We start from the raw sequence: 15,765 nt of genomic DNA, 5'->3' as shown, positions 1-15,765 counted from the left end.
GGGAAATAACGGCACGAGCCGGAGACGGAAGAAGCCCAGATCAGTTTGCTGATCTGGGCTTCTGCTTGGTGCGCCGCCAGGGACTCGAACCCCGGACCCGCTGATTAAGAGTCAGCTGCTCTAACCAACTGAGCTAGCGGCGCCCGCGAGGAAGACTTTAGCAGCTCCAAGCCCTCCATCGCACATCGATAAGGCTCAGTGCCTCCACGCGCCGGCCGAGAACGGAACCGGCGCGGCCTTGAGGCCCGTCCCGTCGCCCCACTTGGTGATGTGGTACTCGATCGGGATGTGCCCGGCGCCGCCGTTGTCCTTCACGGCCAGGGTGTGCATGTCGAAGGTGCCGCCGGTCAGCTCGGCGAAGGTCTGCCCGTCGAGGTCGAGCATGACGCCGCGCGACGACGGGTTCCCGGGGCCTCGGTCGCCGACGAAGAACGGCTTCTTGACGCCCTTGTAGACCACGTAGCCCTCGGTGCCGAGGGGCCAGCTCGGGGAGGCGGCCATGCCCTTTTGCATCGGCTTGCCGCTGGCGGGCAGACCCGTGTCGCCCGCGCGGCCGGAGGAGTCGTCCCAGAAGTAGGAGGCGGTCGTCTTGCCGGTCAGCACGGCCGGCTTGACGAACGAGGGCTCCTTGATCGCGGGCTTGGCCACCGCGGGAGCCTTCGCCAGGGGCTTGACGATGGCGGCCGGCTTGGTGTGGATCCGGACGTGGTTCGCGTGCGGAGGTGCGGCCAGGGCGGTGGTGGCGCCGGTGGTGCCCAGTCCCACGACGGCCAGGCCGACGGCGGTGAGCGCGGTGGTCGCGGTCTTGTTCTTCAGGATGCCTTTGAGGGCGTACATGAAAAAGGGAGATCTTTCCGTACGACGACAGGACTGCCACGCGAGTCATCAGGGGTGGCGTGTCCGGTGGGCCCCTCGGGCCGCTGCCGGATCCGATGGTCAAGTGCTGTCCCGTGGGTTGGTCAGCACTTGGCAACGAAATCGACACTAGCCACCAAACCATGACATGGCAAACCTAAGACAGTAAAACATCTCAGATAGCCATGAAACGCCCATAAATAAGGGGATTCCGTGGTCAAGCGTGCCGTTTGCCCTCCCGTGACCGGTCAGGTGTTGGACTTGGTGACGGTAAGGACGCAAGGGATCGGGAGCCCTGGATGGAAAGCCTGCTGCAGGGGGCCACGCGGCTGTTCGCCGCGCTCGGGTACGACGCCACGACCTTGAAGCAGATCGTCGAGGCGACCGGGCTCGACCCGGCCAAGGAGGGTTTCGGAGGGTCCAAGCGGGACCTCTACCTGGCCGTCATCGAGCGGGCCGCCCGGATCGAGACCGAGGCGCTCGAAGGCGTCGTCAACGACATGATGTCGGCCGACCACGTCACGGCGGCGGGGGCGGTGCACGAGATCGTCGACCGCTACATCGACTTCTGCGTCGACAATCCCGAGTTCCCGGCCCTGTGGATCCACCGGTGGCTGTACGACGCGGCCGACCTCACCGGGCTGGAGCGGCAGTACTCCCAGCCGCTGATCACCATGACGACCTCCGTGCTCGAACAGGCCGCCGAAGCCGGATACATCGACGACACGGCCGACATGGAGTACTGCGTGTGGACGCTGATCTGGTGCGTCCACGGGTTCGTCCAGGGCGGGGTGCTCGACGAGTCGGGCGACCGTCTGGGAGCGGAGAACCCCGAGGTGCTCGCCCGGTTTCGGCGGCACCTCCACCGGCTGGCCGCCCGGACCCTGAATCTTTCATAGGCATCCTGGCCGTATCTCGTCGAAGCAGGAAACATGCTGTACACCTCGGCGAAACGAACTCATGTTGGGAGCGCTCCCAATCGTGTATGCCGAGGAGAAGAGAAAGCTATGGGACCCCGATTGAGTTCCTGGCGCAGAGCCGCCATGACGGCGGCGGCCATGCTGCTGGCCGTCACCGGGCTCGCCGTCATGCAGGCCCCGGCGGGCGCAGCGGTCGCCTGCCAGGTCACGTACGCCAAGCAGTGGGACAACGGCAGCGGTTTCGGCGCCAACATCACGATCAACAACCTCGGTGACGCGGTGAATCCGTGGCGGCTCACGTACACGTGGCCGGGGAACCAGACTGTGCAGCAGGGTTGGAACGGCACCTGGAGCCAGTCGGGCCAGAACGTGACCGTCGTGGCCCCCTCGTGGGCCGGCGCCCTGAACACCGGCCAGTCGGTGCAGATCGGCTTCAACGGCCAGTTCAGCGGGACCAACACCAACCCGACCTCGTTCTCCCTGAACGGCACCGTCTGCAACGGCCCGAACCCCTCGCCGTCGCCGTCGCCGAGCCCGTCGCAGCAGGCCCTCATCGTGACCCCGACCAGCGTGAGCGTCCCCGAGGGCGGCACCGCCACCTACTCGGTGCGCCTGCAGTCGCAGCCCAGCTCCAACGTGACCGTGACCACGAGCGCCGGTTCGGGTGACACCAACCTGTCGGTGAGTTCGGGCGCCAGCCTCACGTTCACCAGCAGCAACTGGTCGACCGCGCAGAACGTGACCCTCGCCGCGGCGCAGGACGGCGACACGACCAACGGCTCGCGCACCTTCACGGTCGCCTCCAGCGGGCTGACCAGCGTCAACGTCACCGCCACCGAGGCCGACGACGACGGGACGCAGACCCAGGCGCTGGTCGTCTCCTCGACCGCCGTCACCGTGCCCGAGGGCGGCACCGCCTCCTACACGGTCCGCCTCCAGGCCGCGCCGAGCGGCAACGTGACCGTGACCAACACGGCCGGCTCCGGTGACACCAACATCACCGTCAGCTCGGGCGCCAGCCTGACGTTCACCACCTCGAACTGGCAGACCCCGCAGACCGTCACCCTGGCGGCGGCGCAGGACAGCGACCAGACGGCCGGCACCCGGCCGATCACCGTCGCCTCCTCCGGCCTGACCAGCGTCACCGTCACCGCGACCGAGGGCGACGACGACATCGTCAACCCGGGCCGCGTCGACAACCCCTACGCGGGCGCGACCGGTTACGTGAACCCCGACTGGTCGGCCAGCGCGGCCTCCGAGCCGGGCGGTTCGGCCGTCGCCAACACCTCCACGGCCATCTGGCTGGACCGGATCGCGGCCATCACCAGCGGTTCGGCCGGCAACAACAGCAAGGGCCTGCGCGACCACCTGGACCTGGCCGTCCAGCAGGACGCGGCCAACGGTTCCGCCCCGGTCGTGATCCAGGTCGTGATCTACAACCTGCCCAACCGCGACTGCTCGGCCCTGGCCTCCAACGGTGAGCTCAAGGTCGCCCAGGACGGCATCAACCGGTACAAGACCGAGTACATCGACCCGATCGCCTCGATCATGTCCGACACCGCGTACCGGAACCTGCGCATCGTCGCCATCATCGAGATCGACTCGCTGCCGAACCTGGTCACCAACCTCAACCTGGCCGCCTGCCAGGAGGCGAAGAACTCCGGCGCTTATGAGCAGGGTGTGGCCTACGCGCTGTCCAAGCTGTACGCGATCCCGAACGTGTACAACTACGTCGACGCCGGTCACCACGGCTGGCTGGGCTGGGACTCCAACTTCGGTCCGTCGGCCGACCTGTTCGGCTCCACCGCCGACCTGGCCACCGGCGGCAAGGCCACCGTCCACGGCTTCATCACCAACACCGCCAACTACTCGGCGCTGGTGGAGCCGCACTTCACCGTGAACGGCACCGTCAACGGCCAGCAGATCCGCTCTTCGCGGTGGGTCGACTGGAACTTCTACATCGACGAGTTGTCCTTCGCGCAGGCCTTCCGTCAGCGGCTGGTGCAGGAGGGCTTCTCCTCCAACATCGGCATGCTGATCGACACCTCGCGTAACGGCTGGGGCGGCCCGAACCGGCCGACCGCGCCGAGCACCTCGACCGACCTGAACACCTTCGTCAACAACTCCAAGGTCGACCGACGCGTCCACGCCGGCAACTGGTGCAACCAGAGCGGCGCGGGTCTGGGTGAGCGTCCGCAGGCCAACCCGGCCACCGGTATCGACGCCTACGTGTGGGTCAAGCCTCCGGGCGAGTCCGACGGTTCCTCGACCGAGATCCCGAACAACGAGGGCAAGGGCTTCGACCGGATGTGTGACCCGACCTACGGCGGCAACGACCGTAACGGGAACAACCCGAGTGGTGCTCTGGCGAATGCTCCGCTGTCGGGTCACTGGTTCTCGGCCCAGTTCCGTCAGCTGCTGGCCAACGCCTACCCGCCCATCAGCTAGCCCCCGAACGTCGTGGTCCCGCCGAGGTTGGGGGTCCTCCTCGGCGGGACCACGGCCCTACAGCAGGTCGAGGCCGGGTTCCCGGCAGCGCATCAGCAGCATGGCCGCGTCGTCGGTCGGCGGGCCGTCGATGTGGGCGATCAGGTCGCGGCGCAGGGACTCCAGCGCCGCCTCCGGGTCGTCGTCCTTGAGCAGCGGGACCCGGTCGGCCAGCGGATAGAACCGGCCCAGGGCGTCGCGGGCCTCGATGACACCGTCGGTGTAGAAGAGGATCTGGTCGCCCGGTTCGAAGGTGATCGAATAGGGCGCCGGCCCCTCGGGCCCCAGGACCGCCAGCCCCAGCGGGGGCACGTGTTCGTCGGGGTCGGCGAACTCGATCTCCCCGCCCGCCCTGAGCACCAGCGGCGCGGGGTGGCCGTAGTTGAGGAGCGTCATGGTCGTCTCCTCGATGCTGAACTCGGCCAGCACGGCGGTGACGAACTCCTCGCCGGAAAGGCGCCGGTTGAGCGCCTTCTCCAACCGGGCGCTGACCCCTTCGAGGTCCTTCTCGTCGTGGGCGGCCTCACGGAACGCCCCCAGGACCAGCGCCGCCGTCTCGACCGCCTCCAGGCCCTTGCCCTGGACGTCGCCCACGATGACCCTGACTCCGGTGGGGGCGGTGACGACCTCGTACAGATCGCCGCCGATGTGCGCCTCGGCCATGGCCGAGGTGTAGGAGACGGCCACGCGCATGTGCCCGGCGCGGCGGGGCACCGGCCGCAGCAACACCCGCTGCGCGACCTCGGCCACCGACCTGACCTGGGCCAGTTCCCGTTCTCTGCGTCGGCGGCCGACCGTCGCCAGGGCGCTCGCCGCCGTCACGCCGGCGATCGAGCCCATGGTGATGTACGCCCTGCGCAACTCCAGATGGTTGTACGCCGCCAGCCCCATCGCCAGCACCAGCGCCGTCACCCCGACGAGCATGGTCCGCCGGATCCCGCCGGTGAGCGAGGCGAAGGCCGGCCCGACCGCGAGCAGGGGAAGGAAGCCGATCTCGGGGCCCGTGCTCAGATCGAGCACCGACACGAGGAGCATCATCAGGAAGGGCAGCACCGCCAGAGCGAGCGCCGTGCGGGCCCCGGCCGCCCGGCGCCGCCCGTTGCCCGGACGGAACGGCCCGGTGAGGCGCAACGGCATCCGGCGAATCCCCTCTAATCCCGTCTGGTACGCGCTTGCGACCATACTTCACGATCCCGCCTGAGATGCGAAGTCACAAAAACGAGAGGCGCCCGCATCCCCCTGGATACGGGCGCTCCCTAAAACGCGGCTAGAGGATGGAGCCGGACCAGACGTTGGCCGCCTGCTTGTAGACGCCGTAGGTCTCGCCGTCGAAGTAGGCCGACACCGACGTGTCGATGCGCTTGTTGCCGTCGCGGTCGGAGACCGCGATCGTCACGCCGTTCAGGTAGCCGAGGCGGCGGGTGTTCTTGTAGCCGGCCAGCCACGAGGAGCCGATGGCGCCCTGGCCGGTGAACGACGACTTGATGCCGACGAGTTCCTGGGCCTTGATCGCCGACGCGGAGGCGGCGAAGGTCTTGCCGTACGACCACTTGAGGGTGTTGCCGGAGAAGACGCGGTTGCCGTCGGGGTGGGCGCCGCTCGGGTAGCCGAACACGTAGTGGGCCTTGCCGAGCTTCTGGTTGTAGGCCAGGCCCTGACCACCGACGTTGTCGCCGAGACGGCCGACGTTCTCGACGCCGCGGACGATGTAGTGGTCCTTGTAGTAGGCCTCGGCCACCGAGGTCTTGACCCACTTCTTCACGAACCATTCCTTCTTGAAGAACTGGTTCTGCTCGGTCTTGCGCAGCACACCCTTGAAGGCGGTGTCGGCCTTCAGCTTGTTGTAGGTGGCCTCGTCGATCGGGTATTCCTTGCCCGAGTCGGGGCCGCACCAGGTCGGGCACTTCTCGCCGTTCTTCATGGCGTTGGTGCCGGTGGGGGCGGCGTTGTAGGCGGCCTGGGTGACCGACTCGGTGGTCAGCTTCACGCCGTCGACGCCGTCGGTGTAGTACTTCTCGGCCTCGGCCTGGGTGAACGACGCCTTCGGCGGGTCGACCGGGGCCGTCACGGGCGCGAGGGTCTTCTTCCAGTAGGGGCCGCCCTCGGTGTACTTGGCCTCGAACTCCTCCTTGGTGACGACCTCGGAGAGGATCTTCTTCTGGCCTTTCCACTTGTCGTAGGCCTTTTTGTCGACCTCCTTGTCACCCGTGAGCTTGACGCCGTTGTAGACGGTGACGAACGCGTAGTTGCGGTCGCCGTCCTCGTAGACGTCGTAGTCGTAGTGGGTGTAGGCGGTCTTGCCGACGTAGATGCCCCAGGGGGTCTTGCCCTGGTAGTAGCCGGGCACGAAGACCCAGTTGTTCAGGACCGGCTTGTTGCTCTCGGTGTCGTACACACACTGGCCGGCGGTGGCCACGAGGTTGCGGTACTTCGACTGCAGCGAGGTGCCCGAGCACCAGTGGGGCTTGCCGTCGGCGCCCATGAAGAAGACCTTGCCGCTCGTCCGGGGCAGGTTCACGTTCTTCGAGGTGGAGGTCGACTTCTTCTCGTCGCCGATCGCGGGGACGGTGCCCGCCTTGGTGTCGGCGGTGGGCCCGCCCGTGGAGATGTGCTTGGCCCCGACCGTCGTCTCGACGTTGTAGGGGGTCGCATCCTGGAGCTGCGCCTTGTCCCAGAAGTAGGCGATGGCCTGCGCCTCGCTGGAACCGGCCAGCACCTCCTTCTCGATGTACTGGGGGGCGGCTGCGGCGGGGCTCGCGACCAGCGCTGCGGCCAGCAGTCCGATGGATCCGGCGAAGGTGCTGCCGATGAGGAGGGTGCGCTGCACTGCGGGGTCTCCCTTGCTCTGCCGTGGGACGTCACTCGCGCCCCATCCGTCAGTAAATGGATTGGCAAGGACGTTACATGTGACGATTCGGATAGAACCCCCAGGTCGTTATAACTGTGACCCAGATCACAATCTTTCGAGGGAACCGGATCTGATTGGACACCGTCCAATTCGCCTGTCCAGCGGTAGATCGTCGTGGCATGTAACAAGTTCGACGCCGCTGGTTCACATGAGCGGTGGGGTGCCGTACCGTGGTAAAGGAGTGGGAGCGCTCCCAATCTGGACGGTGAAGGAGGACGCGGGCATGAGTGTCCCTTTCGCCGTCACGGCACTCGACGGGCTCGACGACTTCGAGACCTGGTCGGCCGAATGCCTCCTCCCGGCCGTCGGCGCCAGCGTCGCCGAGGCCCGCCGGCTGGTCCGGCGTGAACTGAGCAGCCGGGGCTGCTCCTCCTTCGTCGACGACTGCCAGCTGATCGTCAGCGAGCTGGTCACCAACGCCGTCCGGCACGCGGGCACCGCCTTCGCGCTCCGGTTGCGCGGCACCCGCGAATGGGTCTACGGCGAGGTCTTCGACACCGGCGCCACCCCGCCGCGCCCGCGCGAACCGCGCCCCGACGCCACCGACGGCCGGGGCCTGCTGATCGTGGACACCCTGGCCGCGTCGTGGGGTCACGCGCCGGGGGCGCGCGGCGGCAAGATCGTCTGGTTCGTCCTGGGCTCCTAGGGGCCGGTACGGAGTTCAGATCTTCAGCGGGGTTGGGAGACTTCGGATCCACAGGATGGCTCCGCGTAGATGGAGTCCGGCCAGGTAGCCGGCCGGGGTCTTGTCGAAGCGGAAGGCCGGGCCGCGCCAGGCTTTGATCTGGTTGATGCACCGTTCGGCGGCCCTGTCCCAACCACCGGCCTGCGGTGTGAACACCCCCCGACGCTCATCAGTCGATGGTGAGGTGGGTGGTGAAAAAGTCGGTGAGCTTGTCGACGACGGGGTCGATGCACTCCTTCCTGTCGTAGAGGTCGACGTGGCTGGCGTCCTTGATCCAGTGGATCTCCTTGGGGCCGGTGGCGCGCTGGTGGGCCTCGACGGCCATCCAGGCGGTGACGGCGCGTTCGCCGATGATCTGAAGGATGGGGCGGGGGCCGATCAACGGAACGGCGAAGAAGGCGTCATGGAAGGCCATCCTGTCGATGCTCTCCCAAGCGAGGGTCTTCGCGGAGCGCTCGTGGTGGCCGCGCGGGGTGCAGTAGTACTCGAAGCCTTCGGCACCGTGCTGGCCGCCGAGCGCGCGGGCCTGCTCGGCGGTCTCCGGGAACATGGTCATCGTGCCGGGGTCCTCGCCACGTGCGGCGGCGCTGCGGGCCGTTGCGGCTGCGTCCAGCAGTGCCTGGAAGACAGCCGGATCCTGGGTGCCGTCGGCGCCCAGACGAAACTGGCGAGCGGGCTCGGCGGTGGACACGGTGGCCACGGCCTTGACGCGGTGGTCACCGCCGGTGGCGGCCAGCGAGTAGCTGCCGGAGGCGCAGATGCCCAGCAGGCCGATCCGGTCGGCGTCGACCTCGTCGAGCGTGGTGAGGTAGGAGACGGCGGCCTTGAAGTCCTCCACCCGCTGGGCGGGGTCCTCCAGGCCACGCGGCAGACCGCCGGACTCGCCCTGGTAGGCGGCGTCGAAGGCGAGGGCGACGAAACCGCGCTCGGCCATCAGCCGGGCGTATGTGCCGGAGGTCTGTTCCTTTACGCCGGTGCCGGGGTGACCGACCACGAGCGCCGGCCGCGGACCCGATGCCGGCGTGTCGGGGGTGTGAAGGTGGCCGGCGAGCGGGATGCCGGCGCTGTCGAAGCTGACGGTGGTCCTGGCCATGAGGTACTCTCCCCGAAACGGTGATGACGTGTGGTGACGCACCCGCGCGGCGGACCTGAGGGCCTGCACCCCGCCGGGCACACATCCACCTTCGGCCAGTCTCCGCAGGGGCGGGAGAGCCAGGTTTCTGCCTGGGAAAGAACCTGCCCCCTCACACATGTGCCGTGGCCGTCGCGGCGCAATCACACTTGAGAGCATGACTTCAGATTCCGACTCCCGGGCGCTGGGAGCCTTCCTCAAGGCCCGCCGGGCCCAGCTGATACCACGGGAGTGCGGCCTCGCCGAGACGGACTCCGCCCGCAAAGTCGCTGGACTACGTCGCGAGGAGGTCGCCCAGCTCGCCGCCATCAGCGTGGACTACTACACACGACTGGAACAGGGCCGCGTCCGGGCATCCGTACCTGTGCTCACGACCCTGGCCCGTGCCCTGCGCCTCAACGACGACCAGCAGGCTTACCTCTACGAACTCGCCGGCCGAACCGACGCCCGCCCACGCCGACGCCGGCCCGCCCAACGGCTGCGTCCCGCCATGCGACGTCTGCTCGACCAGCTCACCGAAACCCCTGCGCTCGTCCTCGGCGAACGCCTGGACATCCTGGCCTGGAACCCCGCCGCCGCAGCCCTTTACACCGACTTCGCCGCCATCCCGGCCCACCGGCGCAACTACCTGCGGCTGCTGTTCACGAACCCGGTGGTCCGGCAGCTGCACCAAGACTGGGCCCACGACGCCCGGGAAGCCGTCGCCGCGCTGCGCATGGAGGCTGCGGCCGACCCCGACGATCCCGACCTCGCCCAGCTCGTCGGCGAACTGTCCCTCCAGGATCCGGACTTCCGCGCCTGGTGGGCCGAACACCGCGTCAACAGCGCCAGTTACGGCACCAAGCAGTACCGCCACCATCTAGTGGGCGACCTCACCCTCGACTGCGACACCTGGGCCAGCCCGGACGGGTCCGTACAGCGCCTGATGATCCTGACCGCCGAACCCGGGAGTCCCTCCCACGACGCCCTGCGCATTCTCACGTCATGGACCACCCCGCAACCGAGCACCGACCGGGGGGCCTGATGCGATGACCACCTGGGCACCCGCTGACGGAACGGAGCCCTGGGCAACGTCAACGCGAGCAGGGCACTCCCGATCAGGCCGACGAGACCGCTTGCCAGGTATGGGGTAGCCCGAGGCGGCCGTCGCCATGAACACGTGGAACCCGGTCGCGTCACCGGCACCGGACCGTGACCTCGTCCGCCGCCCTGCTCTTTTGGCGGCCTCTCCCGCACGGTAGTGCTGCCCTTACCTCCGATAGACCGGCTGGCCTCAGCGAGCCGTCGGTCCCTTCGCACCAGACTCGCTCCTGACACACAGGAGAGGTCGGCATGAACACCTCAAGATTGACGCCCGCCAGAATCATCGCCCTGGCGGCCGCGACTTTCACCACCCTTGCCCTCGGTTACCTGGGCTTACGGGATACGACGACACCGGCGGTCTCCCCCGAGGCCAAGGTCGGCACACTGATTCTGAACCCCTGCGCGTACGAGACTGAATCCGGAGCGCTCCCAGCGGACTGCGGCACCCTGACCGTGCCGGAGAACCACGACGTTCCCGGCTCTCGGCCGATCACGCTGCCGGTGAACCGCATCCGGGCCACCGGCCCCGACCCGGCCGAGCCGATCTTCCGTCTCGGGGGTGGGCCCGGCCAGACGAACATGACCTTCAAGGAAGCCGCCCGCCTCTCTGACCGGCACGACATCGTCCTGGTCGGCTACCGCGGCATCGACGGTTCCTTCGTCCTCGACTGTCCTGAGGTGACCACGGCGATGCGGCACTCCGCCGACCTTGCCGAACCCGGCACGACCCGGCGCACCTCCCAGGCCTACGCCGACTGCGCCCGACGCCTGACCGAGGACGGCGCCGACCTCGACGGCTACTCGCTGCCGCAGCGCGTGGAGGACCTGGAGGCCGTCCGCCGCGCACTGGGCTACCAGCGGATCAACCTGATCAGCCAGAGCGTCGGGACCCGCACCGCCATGATCTACGCTTGGCGCCACCCGCGGTCCATCCACCGGTCGGTGATGATCGGTGTGAACCCGCCCGGCCGATTCCTCTGGGATCCCGTCATCACGGACGACCAGCTCGCCCGATACGCGCGGTTGTGCGCCCAGGACCAGGCATGTGCGGCGCGCACCGAAGACCTCGCCGCCTCCATGAAGGCGACCGCCGCCCACCTTCCCGAACGGTGGGGACCTCTGGCAGTCAAAAGCGGCAACGTCCGCGCCGCGACGCTGATCGGAATGGTCAACTCCACCCGATTCGCCGCACCGCTCAACGCGCCCTCGATACTCGACGCCTGGCTGGCCGCCTCCGAAGGCGATCCCAGCGGGCTCTGGGCCGTCTCCCTGCTCGCCGACCTGACCATCCCGACGTCCTTCCTCTGGGGAGAGTCCGCCGCGACCACCATGATCGACGCTGCGGCGGTCGACCGCTACTACGTTGCGGGGGGCGACCCGGGCTCGATCCTCGGCAACGCGGGCGCGGATCTGCTGTGGGCCGGCGGTGGCCTCACCAAGGCGTGGCCGTCCAGCCCCGGCAACCGCGGATACCAGCAAGCTCGCCCGACCGACGTGGAAACGCTCCTGATCAGCGGCACCGTCGACTTCACCACACCCGCCGAACTGGCCACCAGGGAACTGCTGCCCGCACTGCGCAACGGCCACCAGGTGATCCTGGCCGAACTGGGGCACACCACCGACTTCTGGCGCTACCAGCCTCAGGCCAACCGGCGGCTGCTGACCACCTTCTTCGACCACGGCGAGGTTGACACTTCCGGATACACCACCCACAAGGTCGACTTCCAGGTCGGCGCGCTCAGCATGCCGAACATCGCCAAGATCGTCGTAGGCGTCCTGACCGGTCTCACGCTGGCCGCCGCCGCCCTGCTAGCCGGGATGACCCGCCGGGTACGCCGCCGCGGTGGCTTCGGGCCCAGAACCGGCAGGTGGCTGCGTGTCCTGACCCCGGCGATCCTCGGCCTCGGCGGCTGGTCCCTGGCCGTGCTGGCCGTGTCGATCCTGTGGCCGGCGACCTACCTCGGCGACCCGCTCGTCACCGTACCGCCCGTCGGCATCGCCATCGGCTACGGCGCCTACTGCGCCTGGACCCGCCTCGACCGGACCTCCCGGCAACGACACCGGGGCCTGGCCGCCGCACCAGTCGCGGCGCTCGCCGGAGCCTGGCTGGGATTCTCCGCCGCCGATGGCCTCCCCGGCGTGACGACCGCGATCGTCGGCGCCGCCATCGCCGCCAACCTCGCCCTCCTCGCCCTTGACGTCATCGGCGACCGCGCCGCTCCGCTGCCGGAGCGCTGATCCACCATTCCGCCAGCGGAACGACGACGCGACCTTCAGATCATCGACCCAAGGAGCTCCCGATCCGAGTGGGACGTCGGGGCTCCGCAGGTTCGATGAAGGTATTCGGGCTGGTTCTGGGCGCGCATCTCAGCACACACCGGAGGGCGGCGAGGCGCTTTCCCTGGGGCATCCGCCTGACGGGGACCCGGGTCGCCGGATCGAAGGACGGAACGAAATGCGTCGTCACATCGCCGCTCTCACCCTCACCGCCGCCGCCAGGTCCTGGGAGACACCCGCCCTGGCCCAGGCCCGGAACCGGTCACAGGTGGTCGACCGCGGCCCGTGCTCCACCGGCAGGTCCCGCCATGGACTGGCCGTCCGGAACCGCCACATCACCGCCTTGAACTGATGCCGCAGGTCCGGGAGCGGGCCTCTCTCACCCAACGGCAGGTCCGTACAAGCCCTAGCGGAACGCGGCCAGCACCGCCGTCGTGATCTCGTGCGGCGTCCGCGTCGCGTCCGCCACGTGGTCGGCGACCTCCAGGAACTTCGGCCGCCGCTTGTCCCGCTGCGTCTTCAGCATGTGCACCAGATCGGGCTCGAAGTGCGGCCGGTGGCTGCTCGACAGCATCCGTTCGGCCAGCACCTCCGGCGGCCCGTCCAGGAAGACGACGAACGACGAGGTCAGCGCGTCGCGGGCGGCCGGGTCCTCGACCGTGCTGGCGGCGGCGGCCACCACCACGGCGGGCCGCGCGGCCACGGCGTCGAGCAGGACCTCGGTCTCGCGGTCGTGCAGCACGTCGGCGCCGACGGTCTCGTTCATGCGGGCGGCGGTCTGGCCGTAGCGGGCCTCCAGGTCGCCGTCGCTGTCGCGCATCTCGCGGCCGAGCGCCTCGGCGACCAGGCGCGCGACCGTGCTCTTGCCGGCGCCCATCAAACCCATGATCACGACGGGGGTCTCGTTCATGACGGGCATTCTGCCCGTGTGGTGCGGTTTTGGTCCCCCCGCGTTTGAGATTCGCTCACGGGATAGTGCACCCGTCGAAGGAGGGAACCATGACCATCGCCGGAAGCATCATCCTGATCATGTTGGGCGCCATTCTCACCTGGGCGGTCGAATTCACCCTCGCCGGGCTCGACATCCAGGTCATCGGGGTCATCCTCATGGTGGGCGGCCTGGCGGGGCTGCTGTTCGGCCTCTACCGGCTGAGCGCCGTGCGCCGCGCCTCCACCACCGTCACCCCGGTGGCCCCCGTGGACGAGGTGCACACCACCCAGCGTCGCGTCTACGAGGAGCGCCACTACAACGACCCCATCTGAGCCATGCGAAAGCCGGAGCGCCGGGAAAGGTCATCGCGACGACCTTCCCGGCGTCCGGCTTTCTCACCGGGCGGGGGTGAAGAAGTTGACGAGGTTGCCGTCGGGGTCGCGGAACAGCAGCGACCGGTTGCCCCAGGGCATCGTGGTGGGCTCGGTGACGACGTCGGTGACGAAGCCGGTCAGGTTCCGGTACACCCGGTCGACGTCGTCGACCCGGAACTCGATGATCACGCTCTGGTTGGCCGCCGGACGGGCGGCGTCCGGGGCGAACAGCGGGACGGTGCGGGTGCCGGCGACGGCGAGCGTGGCGCCGGCGGTCCTGAGTTCGGCGAAGTCCTCGGTGGCCCACGTCGCCCGCGTTCCGGTGGCCCGTTCGTAGAACTCGACGAGGCGGGCGACGTCGCCGGTGATGACGCGGATCGAGACGAAGTCCATGGTGATCTCCTTAGGGGATGGAATCGCTGCCCGCCGAGGCTAGGAGAAATAGTGGACGGAATCGGTCCGGTATCGGCCGTAGGCTGCGCGTATGCCTCGACCCGCCGGCCGCGTGCTGACACTCCTGGAGCTGCTGCAATCGGGCGGCACCCGGACGGTGGCCGAACTCGCCGACCGGCTCGGCGTCGAGGGGCGCACCGTACGGCGCTATGTCGACCAGCTGATCGATCTTGACGTGCCCGTCGAGTCGGTGCGCGGCCGCTACGGCGGATACCGGCTCGCCCCCGGCTACCGGCTGCCTCCGCTCATGCTCGGCGACGACGAGGCGCTGGCCGTCATGCTCGGCCTGGTCGCCGGCCGCCGAGCGGGGATGACGGCAGGTCACACCGCGACCGAGACGGCCTCGGCCAAGATCCGGCGGGTGCTGCCCAAGCACCTCGCCGGCCGGCTCGACACCCTCCTGGAAGCCCTGGCCTTCACCGATCGGCCCGGTGAGCCGGCCGTCCCGGACGCCGCGGTCCTGCTCACCGTCGCCGACGCGGTACGGAACCGCCGGCCGGTCTCGATCAGATACACCGACCGCGACGGCCGGCGCACCGAACGCACGCTGCACGCGTACGGGATCGTCGCCCATGCGGGCCGCTGGTACGTGACGGGCGCCGACCCCGGGATCGGCGCCGACCGGACCTTCCGGCTCGATCGCATCGCCGGCGCGCGGACCCTGCCCGGCTCGTTCGAGGCGCCCGCGGGTCCCGACCCGGCGGAGCGTCTGCTGTCGGGGTTCGCCACGGCCGGCTACCGGCACGAGGTGGTTCTGCGGATCCACGCGACGGCCGAGCGGATCCGCGCCCGCCTTCCCGCCGCCGTCGCGATCCTCGACGAAGACGGCGTGGACGAGGGCTGGCTGCGCGTCCGGCTGAGGGTGGAGCGGCTCGACTGGCTGCCGCCGCTCCTCGCGGCGCTCGACCGTCCGTTCGTCGTCGAGCGCCCCGACGAGCTGCGCGGCCTCCTCATCGGGCTCGCCGACCGCCTCGCGGCGTACGCCCGCCAAGCCTGACCAGGACAGCCTGACTAGGACAGGGTGTCCTTGACCTTGATCTGTCCGGCGTCGATCACGAACTTCTGGTTGGTGTGGTCGAGGCAGGTCCACAGGCGGACCTTGGTGTTGTTGGCGCGGCTGTTGGTGGCGTCGAGGCAGACCTCGCGGGCGGTCCCGATGGTGTCCTTGACCTTGATCTGTCCGGCGTCGATCACGAACTTCTGGTTGACGTGGTCGAGGCAGGTCCACAGGCGGACCTTGGTGTTGTTGGCGCGGCTGTTGGTCGTGTCGAGGCAGACCTCGCGGGCGGTCCCGATGGTGTCCTTGACCTTGATCTGTCCGGCGTCGATCACGAACTTCTGGTTGACGTGGTCGAGGCACGCCCACAGACGGACGTCGGTGTTGTTCGCACGGCTGTTGGTGGCGTCGACGCAGACGGGGCTCGCCGCCTGGGCGGAGGCAGAGACGGGCAGGGCGAGGCCCGCGCCGACGGTGGTCGCGAGGACGGCACAGGACAGCATGCGGCGAATGAACGTCATGGTGGTTTCCTTCGGAGAGGGTCCGATCAGAGCATGATCACCATTCCTCACTCGACGTAGTAGTGCAAGCACTAAGGGTGTGATGTCGCCGGTCAACGCCTCGTCAAAGCCCGCGTGTGGCCGACGGCCCCCGGAGCCGCGC

Annotated in this window: 15 protein-coding genes, 1 tRNA gene and 1 pseudogene; 7 read left to right on the top strand and 10 right to left on the bottom strand. The window is 68.7% G+C overall.

The window, feature by feature from the left end; genetic code table 11:
- Window positions 1-66: 66 nt before the first annotated feature.
- Window positions 67-143: transfer RNA gene (locus FDA94_RS12185), tRNA-Lys, on the bottom strand.
- 52 nt (window positions 144-195) lie between these two features.
- Window positions 196-837, bottom strand: coding sequence for a hypothetical protein (locus tag FDA94_RS40455; RefSeq protein WP_246059790.1), 642 nt, complete (start codon window positions 835-837; stop codon window positions 196-198).
- A 317-nt stretch (window positions 838-1,154) separates the two neighbouring features.
- Between FDA94_RS40455 and FDA94_RS12175 the strand changes: the two genes are divergently transcribed.
- Both FDA94_RS12175 and FDA94_RS41340 read left to right on the top strand, forming a co-directional pair.
- Entirely contained in the window at window positions 1,155-1,754 is a 600-nt protein-coding gene (locus FDA94_RS12175) for a TetR/AcrR family transcriptional regulator (protein ID WP_137247169.1), read from the top strand.
- 108 nt (window positions 1,755-1,862) lie between these two features.
- Window positions 1,863-4,223: a glycoside hydrolase family 6 protein gene (locus FDA94_RS41340; RefSeq protein ID WP_342778466.1), complete on the top strand. Its 2,361-nt coding sequence runs from the start codon at window positions 1,863-1,865 to the stop codon at window positions 4,221-4,223.
- A gap of 57 nt (window positions 4,224-4,280) precedes the next feature.
- Here the strand turns inward: FDA94_RS41340 and FDA94_RS12165 are convergent, their stop codons facing one another.
- Entirely contained in the window at window positions 4,281-5,399 is a 1,119-nt protein-coding gene (locus FDA94_RS12165; protein ID WP_212735295.1) for a PP2C family protein-serine/threonine phosphatase, read from the bottom strand.
- Window positions 5,400-5,529: 130 nt separating this feature from the next.
- Window positions 5,530-7,089 carry a trypsin-like serine peptidase gene (locus FDA94_RS39870; protein ID WP_212735294.1) on the bottom strand — a complete coding sequence of 520 codons (1,560 nt, stop codon included), beginning with the start codon at window positions 7,087-7,089 and terminating at the stop codon, window positions 5,530-5,532.
- 304 nt (window positions 7,090-7,393) lie between these two features.
- On the opposite strand from FDA94_RS39870, the gene FDA94_RS39090 reads away from it, so the two are divergent.
- Complete coding sequence (locus FDA94_RS39090) at window positions 7,394-7,816, top strand: ATP-binding protein (protein WP_170990899.1); 423 nt, start codon at window positions 7,394-7,396, stop codon at window positions 7,814-7,816.
- A gap of 15 nt (window positions 7,817-7,831) precedes the next feature.
- Here FDA94_RS39090 and FDA94_RS12150 read toward each other — a convergent pair.
- A pseudogene (locus FDA94_RS12150) lies at window positions 7,832-7,972 on the bottom strand (IS5/IS1182 family transposase); the annotation flags it as partial.
- 52 nt (window positions 7,973-8,024) lie between these two features.
- Window positions 8,025-8,948 carry an alpha/beta hydrolase gene (locus tag FDA94_RS12145; RefSeq protein WP_137247166.1) on the bottom strand — a complete coding sequence of 308 codons (924 nt, stop codon included), beginning with the start codon at window positions 8,946-8,948 and terminating at the stop codon, window positions 8,025-8,027.
- A 196-nt stretch (window positions 8,949-9,144) separates the two neighbouring features.
- Between FDA94_RS12145 and FDA94_RS12140 the strand changes: the two genes are divergently transcribed.
- Both FDA94_RS12140 and FDA94_RS12135 read left to right on the top strand, forming a co-directional pair.
- Window positions 9,145-10,011 carry a helix-turn-helix domain-containing protein gene (locus FDA94_RS12140; protein WP_137247165.1) on the top strand — a complete coding sequence of 289 codons (867 nt, stop codon included), beginning with the start codon at window positions 9,145-9,147 and terminating at the stop codon, window positions 10,009-10,011.
- A gap of 308 nt (window positions 10,012-10,319) precedes the next feature.
- A complete protein-coding gene (locus FDA94_RS12135; RefSeq protein ID WP_137247164.1) occupies window positions 10,320-12,308 on the top strand; it encodes an alpha/beta hydrolase in 1,989 nt (662 codons plus the stop codon).
- A gap of 225 nt (window positions 12,309-12,533) precedes the next feature.
- Here FDA94_RS12135 and FDA94_RS41515 read toward each other — a convergent pair whose 3' ends face one another.
- Together FDA94_RS41515 and FDA94_RS12125 are read right to left on the bottom strand one after the other, a co-directional pair.
- Complete coding sequence (locus FDA94_RS41515; protein ID WP_425460143.1) at window positions 12,534-12,683, bottom strand: transposase; 150 nt, start codon at window positions 12,681-12,683, stop codon at window positions 12,534-12,536.
- A 70-nt stretch (window positions 12,684-12,753) separates the two neighbouring features.
- Entirely contained in the window at window positions 12,754-13,257 is a 504-nt protein-coding gene (locus tag FDA94_RS12125; RefSeq protein WP_170990898.1) for a shikimate kinase, read from the bottom strand.
- An 89-nt stretch (window positions 13,258-13,346) separates the two neighbouring features.
- On the opposite strand from FDA94_RS12125, the gene FDA94_RS12120 reads away from it, so the two are divergent.
- Window positions 13,347-13,610 carry a DUF6458 family protein gene (locus FDA94_RS12120; RefSeq protein ID WP_062341224.1) on the top strand — a complete coding sequence of 88 codons (264 nt, stop codon included), beginning with the start codon at window positions 13,347-13,349 and terminating at the stop codon, window positions 13,608-13,610.
- Window positions 13,611-13,673: 63 nt separating this feature from the next.
- Here the strand turns inward: FDA94_RS12120 and FDA94_RS12115 are convergent, their stop codons facing one another.
- Window positions 13,674-14,045 (bottom strand): VOC family protein, encoded by a 372-nt coding sequence (locus tag FDA94_RS12115; RefSeq protein WP_137247161.1) that lies wholly within the window; start codon window positions 14,043-14,045, stop codon window positions 13,674-13,676.
- A 91-nt stretch (window positions 14,046-14,136) separates the two neighbouring features.
- Here FDA94_RS12115 and FDA94_RS12110 point away from each other — a divergent pair, with 91 nt between their 5' ends.
- Entirely contained in the window at window positions 14,137-15,102 is a 966-nt protein-coding gene (locus tag FDA94_RS12110; RefSeq protein WP_137247160.1) for a helix-turn-helix transcriptional regulator, read from the top strand.
- A gap of 14 nt (window positions 15,103-15,116) precedes the next feature.
- Here FDA94_RS12110 and FDA94_RS12105 read toward each other — a convergent pair whose 3' ends face one another.
- Window positions 15,117-15,623, bottom strand: coding sequence for an RICIN domain-containing protein (locus FDA94_RS12105; protein WP_137247159.1), 507 nt, complete (start codon window positions 15,621-15,623; stop codon window positions 15,117-15,119).
- Between the last annotated feature and the right edge of the window lie 142 nt (window positions 15,624-15,765).

Source organism: Herbidospora galbida (genome assembly GCF_005233835.1).
In the GTDB taxonomy this organism is placed as follows: domain Bacteria; phylum Actinomycetota; class Actinomycetes; order Streptosporangiales; family Streptosporangiaceae; genus Herbidospora; species Herbidospora galbida.
Note: the sequence above shows the minus strand (reverse complement) of the source record. Positions and strands in the feature narration are given on the sequence as shown.

Coding starts and splice junctions, on each gene's coding strand:
- FDA94_RS41340 (WP_342778466.1), top strand. CDS start 1,863: ATGGGACCCCGATTGAGTTCCTGGCGCAGAGCCGCCATGACGGCGGCG.
- FDA94_RS39090 (WP_170990899.1), top strand. CDS start 7,394: ATGAGTGTCCCTTTCGCCGTCACGGCACTCGACGGGCTCGACGACTTC.
- FDA94_RS12110 (WP_137247160.1), top strand. CDS start 14,137: ATGCCTCGACCCGCCGGCCGCGTGCTGACACTCCTGGAGCTGCTGCAA.
- FDA94_RS12105 (WP_137247159.1), bottom strand. CDS start 15,623: ATGACGTTCATTCGCCGCATGCTGTCCTGTGCCGTCCTCGCGACCACC.
- FDA94_RS41515 (WP_425460143.1), bottom strand. CDS start 12,683: ATGTGGCGGTTCCGGACGGCCAGTCCATGGCGGGACCTGCCGGTGGAG.
- FDA94_RS12120 (WP_062341224.1), top strand. CDS start 13,347: ATGACCATCGCCGGAAGCATCATCCTGATCATGTTGGGCGCCATTCTC.
- FDA94_RS12175 (WP_137247169.1), top strand. CDS start 1,155: ATGGAAAGCCTGCTGCAGGGGGCCACGCGGCTGTTCGCCGCGCTCGGG.
- FDA94_RS12135 (WP_137247164.1), top strand. CDS start 10,320: ATGAACACCTCAAGATTGACGCCCGCCAGAATCATCGCCCTGGCGGCC.
- FDA94_RS12140 (WP_137247165.1), top strand. CDS start 9,145: ATGACTTCAGATTCCGACTCCCGGGCGCTGGGAGCCTTCCTCAAGGCC.
- FDA94_RS12115 (WP_137247161.1), bottom strand. CDS start 14,045: ATGGACTTCGTCTCGATCCGCGTCATCACCGGCGACGTCGCCCGCCTC.
- FDA94_RS12165 (WP_212735295.1), bottom strand. CDS start 5,399: ATGCCGTTGCGCCTCACCGGGCCGTTCCGTCCGGGCAACGGGCGGCGC.
- FDA94_RS40455 (WP_246059790.1), bottom strand. CDS start 837: ATGTACGCCCTCAAAGGCATCCTGAAGAACAAGACCGCGACCACCGCG.
- FDA94_RS12125 (WP_170990898.1), bottom strand. CDS start 13,257: ATGAACGAGACCCCCGTCGTGATCATGGGTTTGATGGGCGCCGGCAAG.
- FDA94_RS12145 (WP_137247166.1), bottom strand. CDS start 8,948: ATGGCCAGGACCACCGTCAGCTTCGACAGCGCCGGCATCCCGCTCGCC.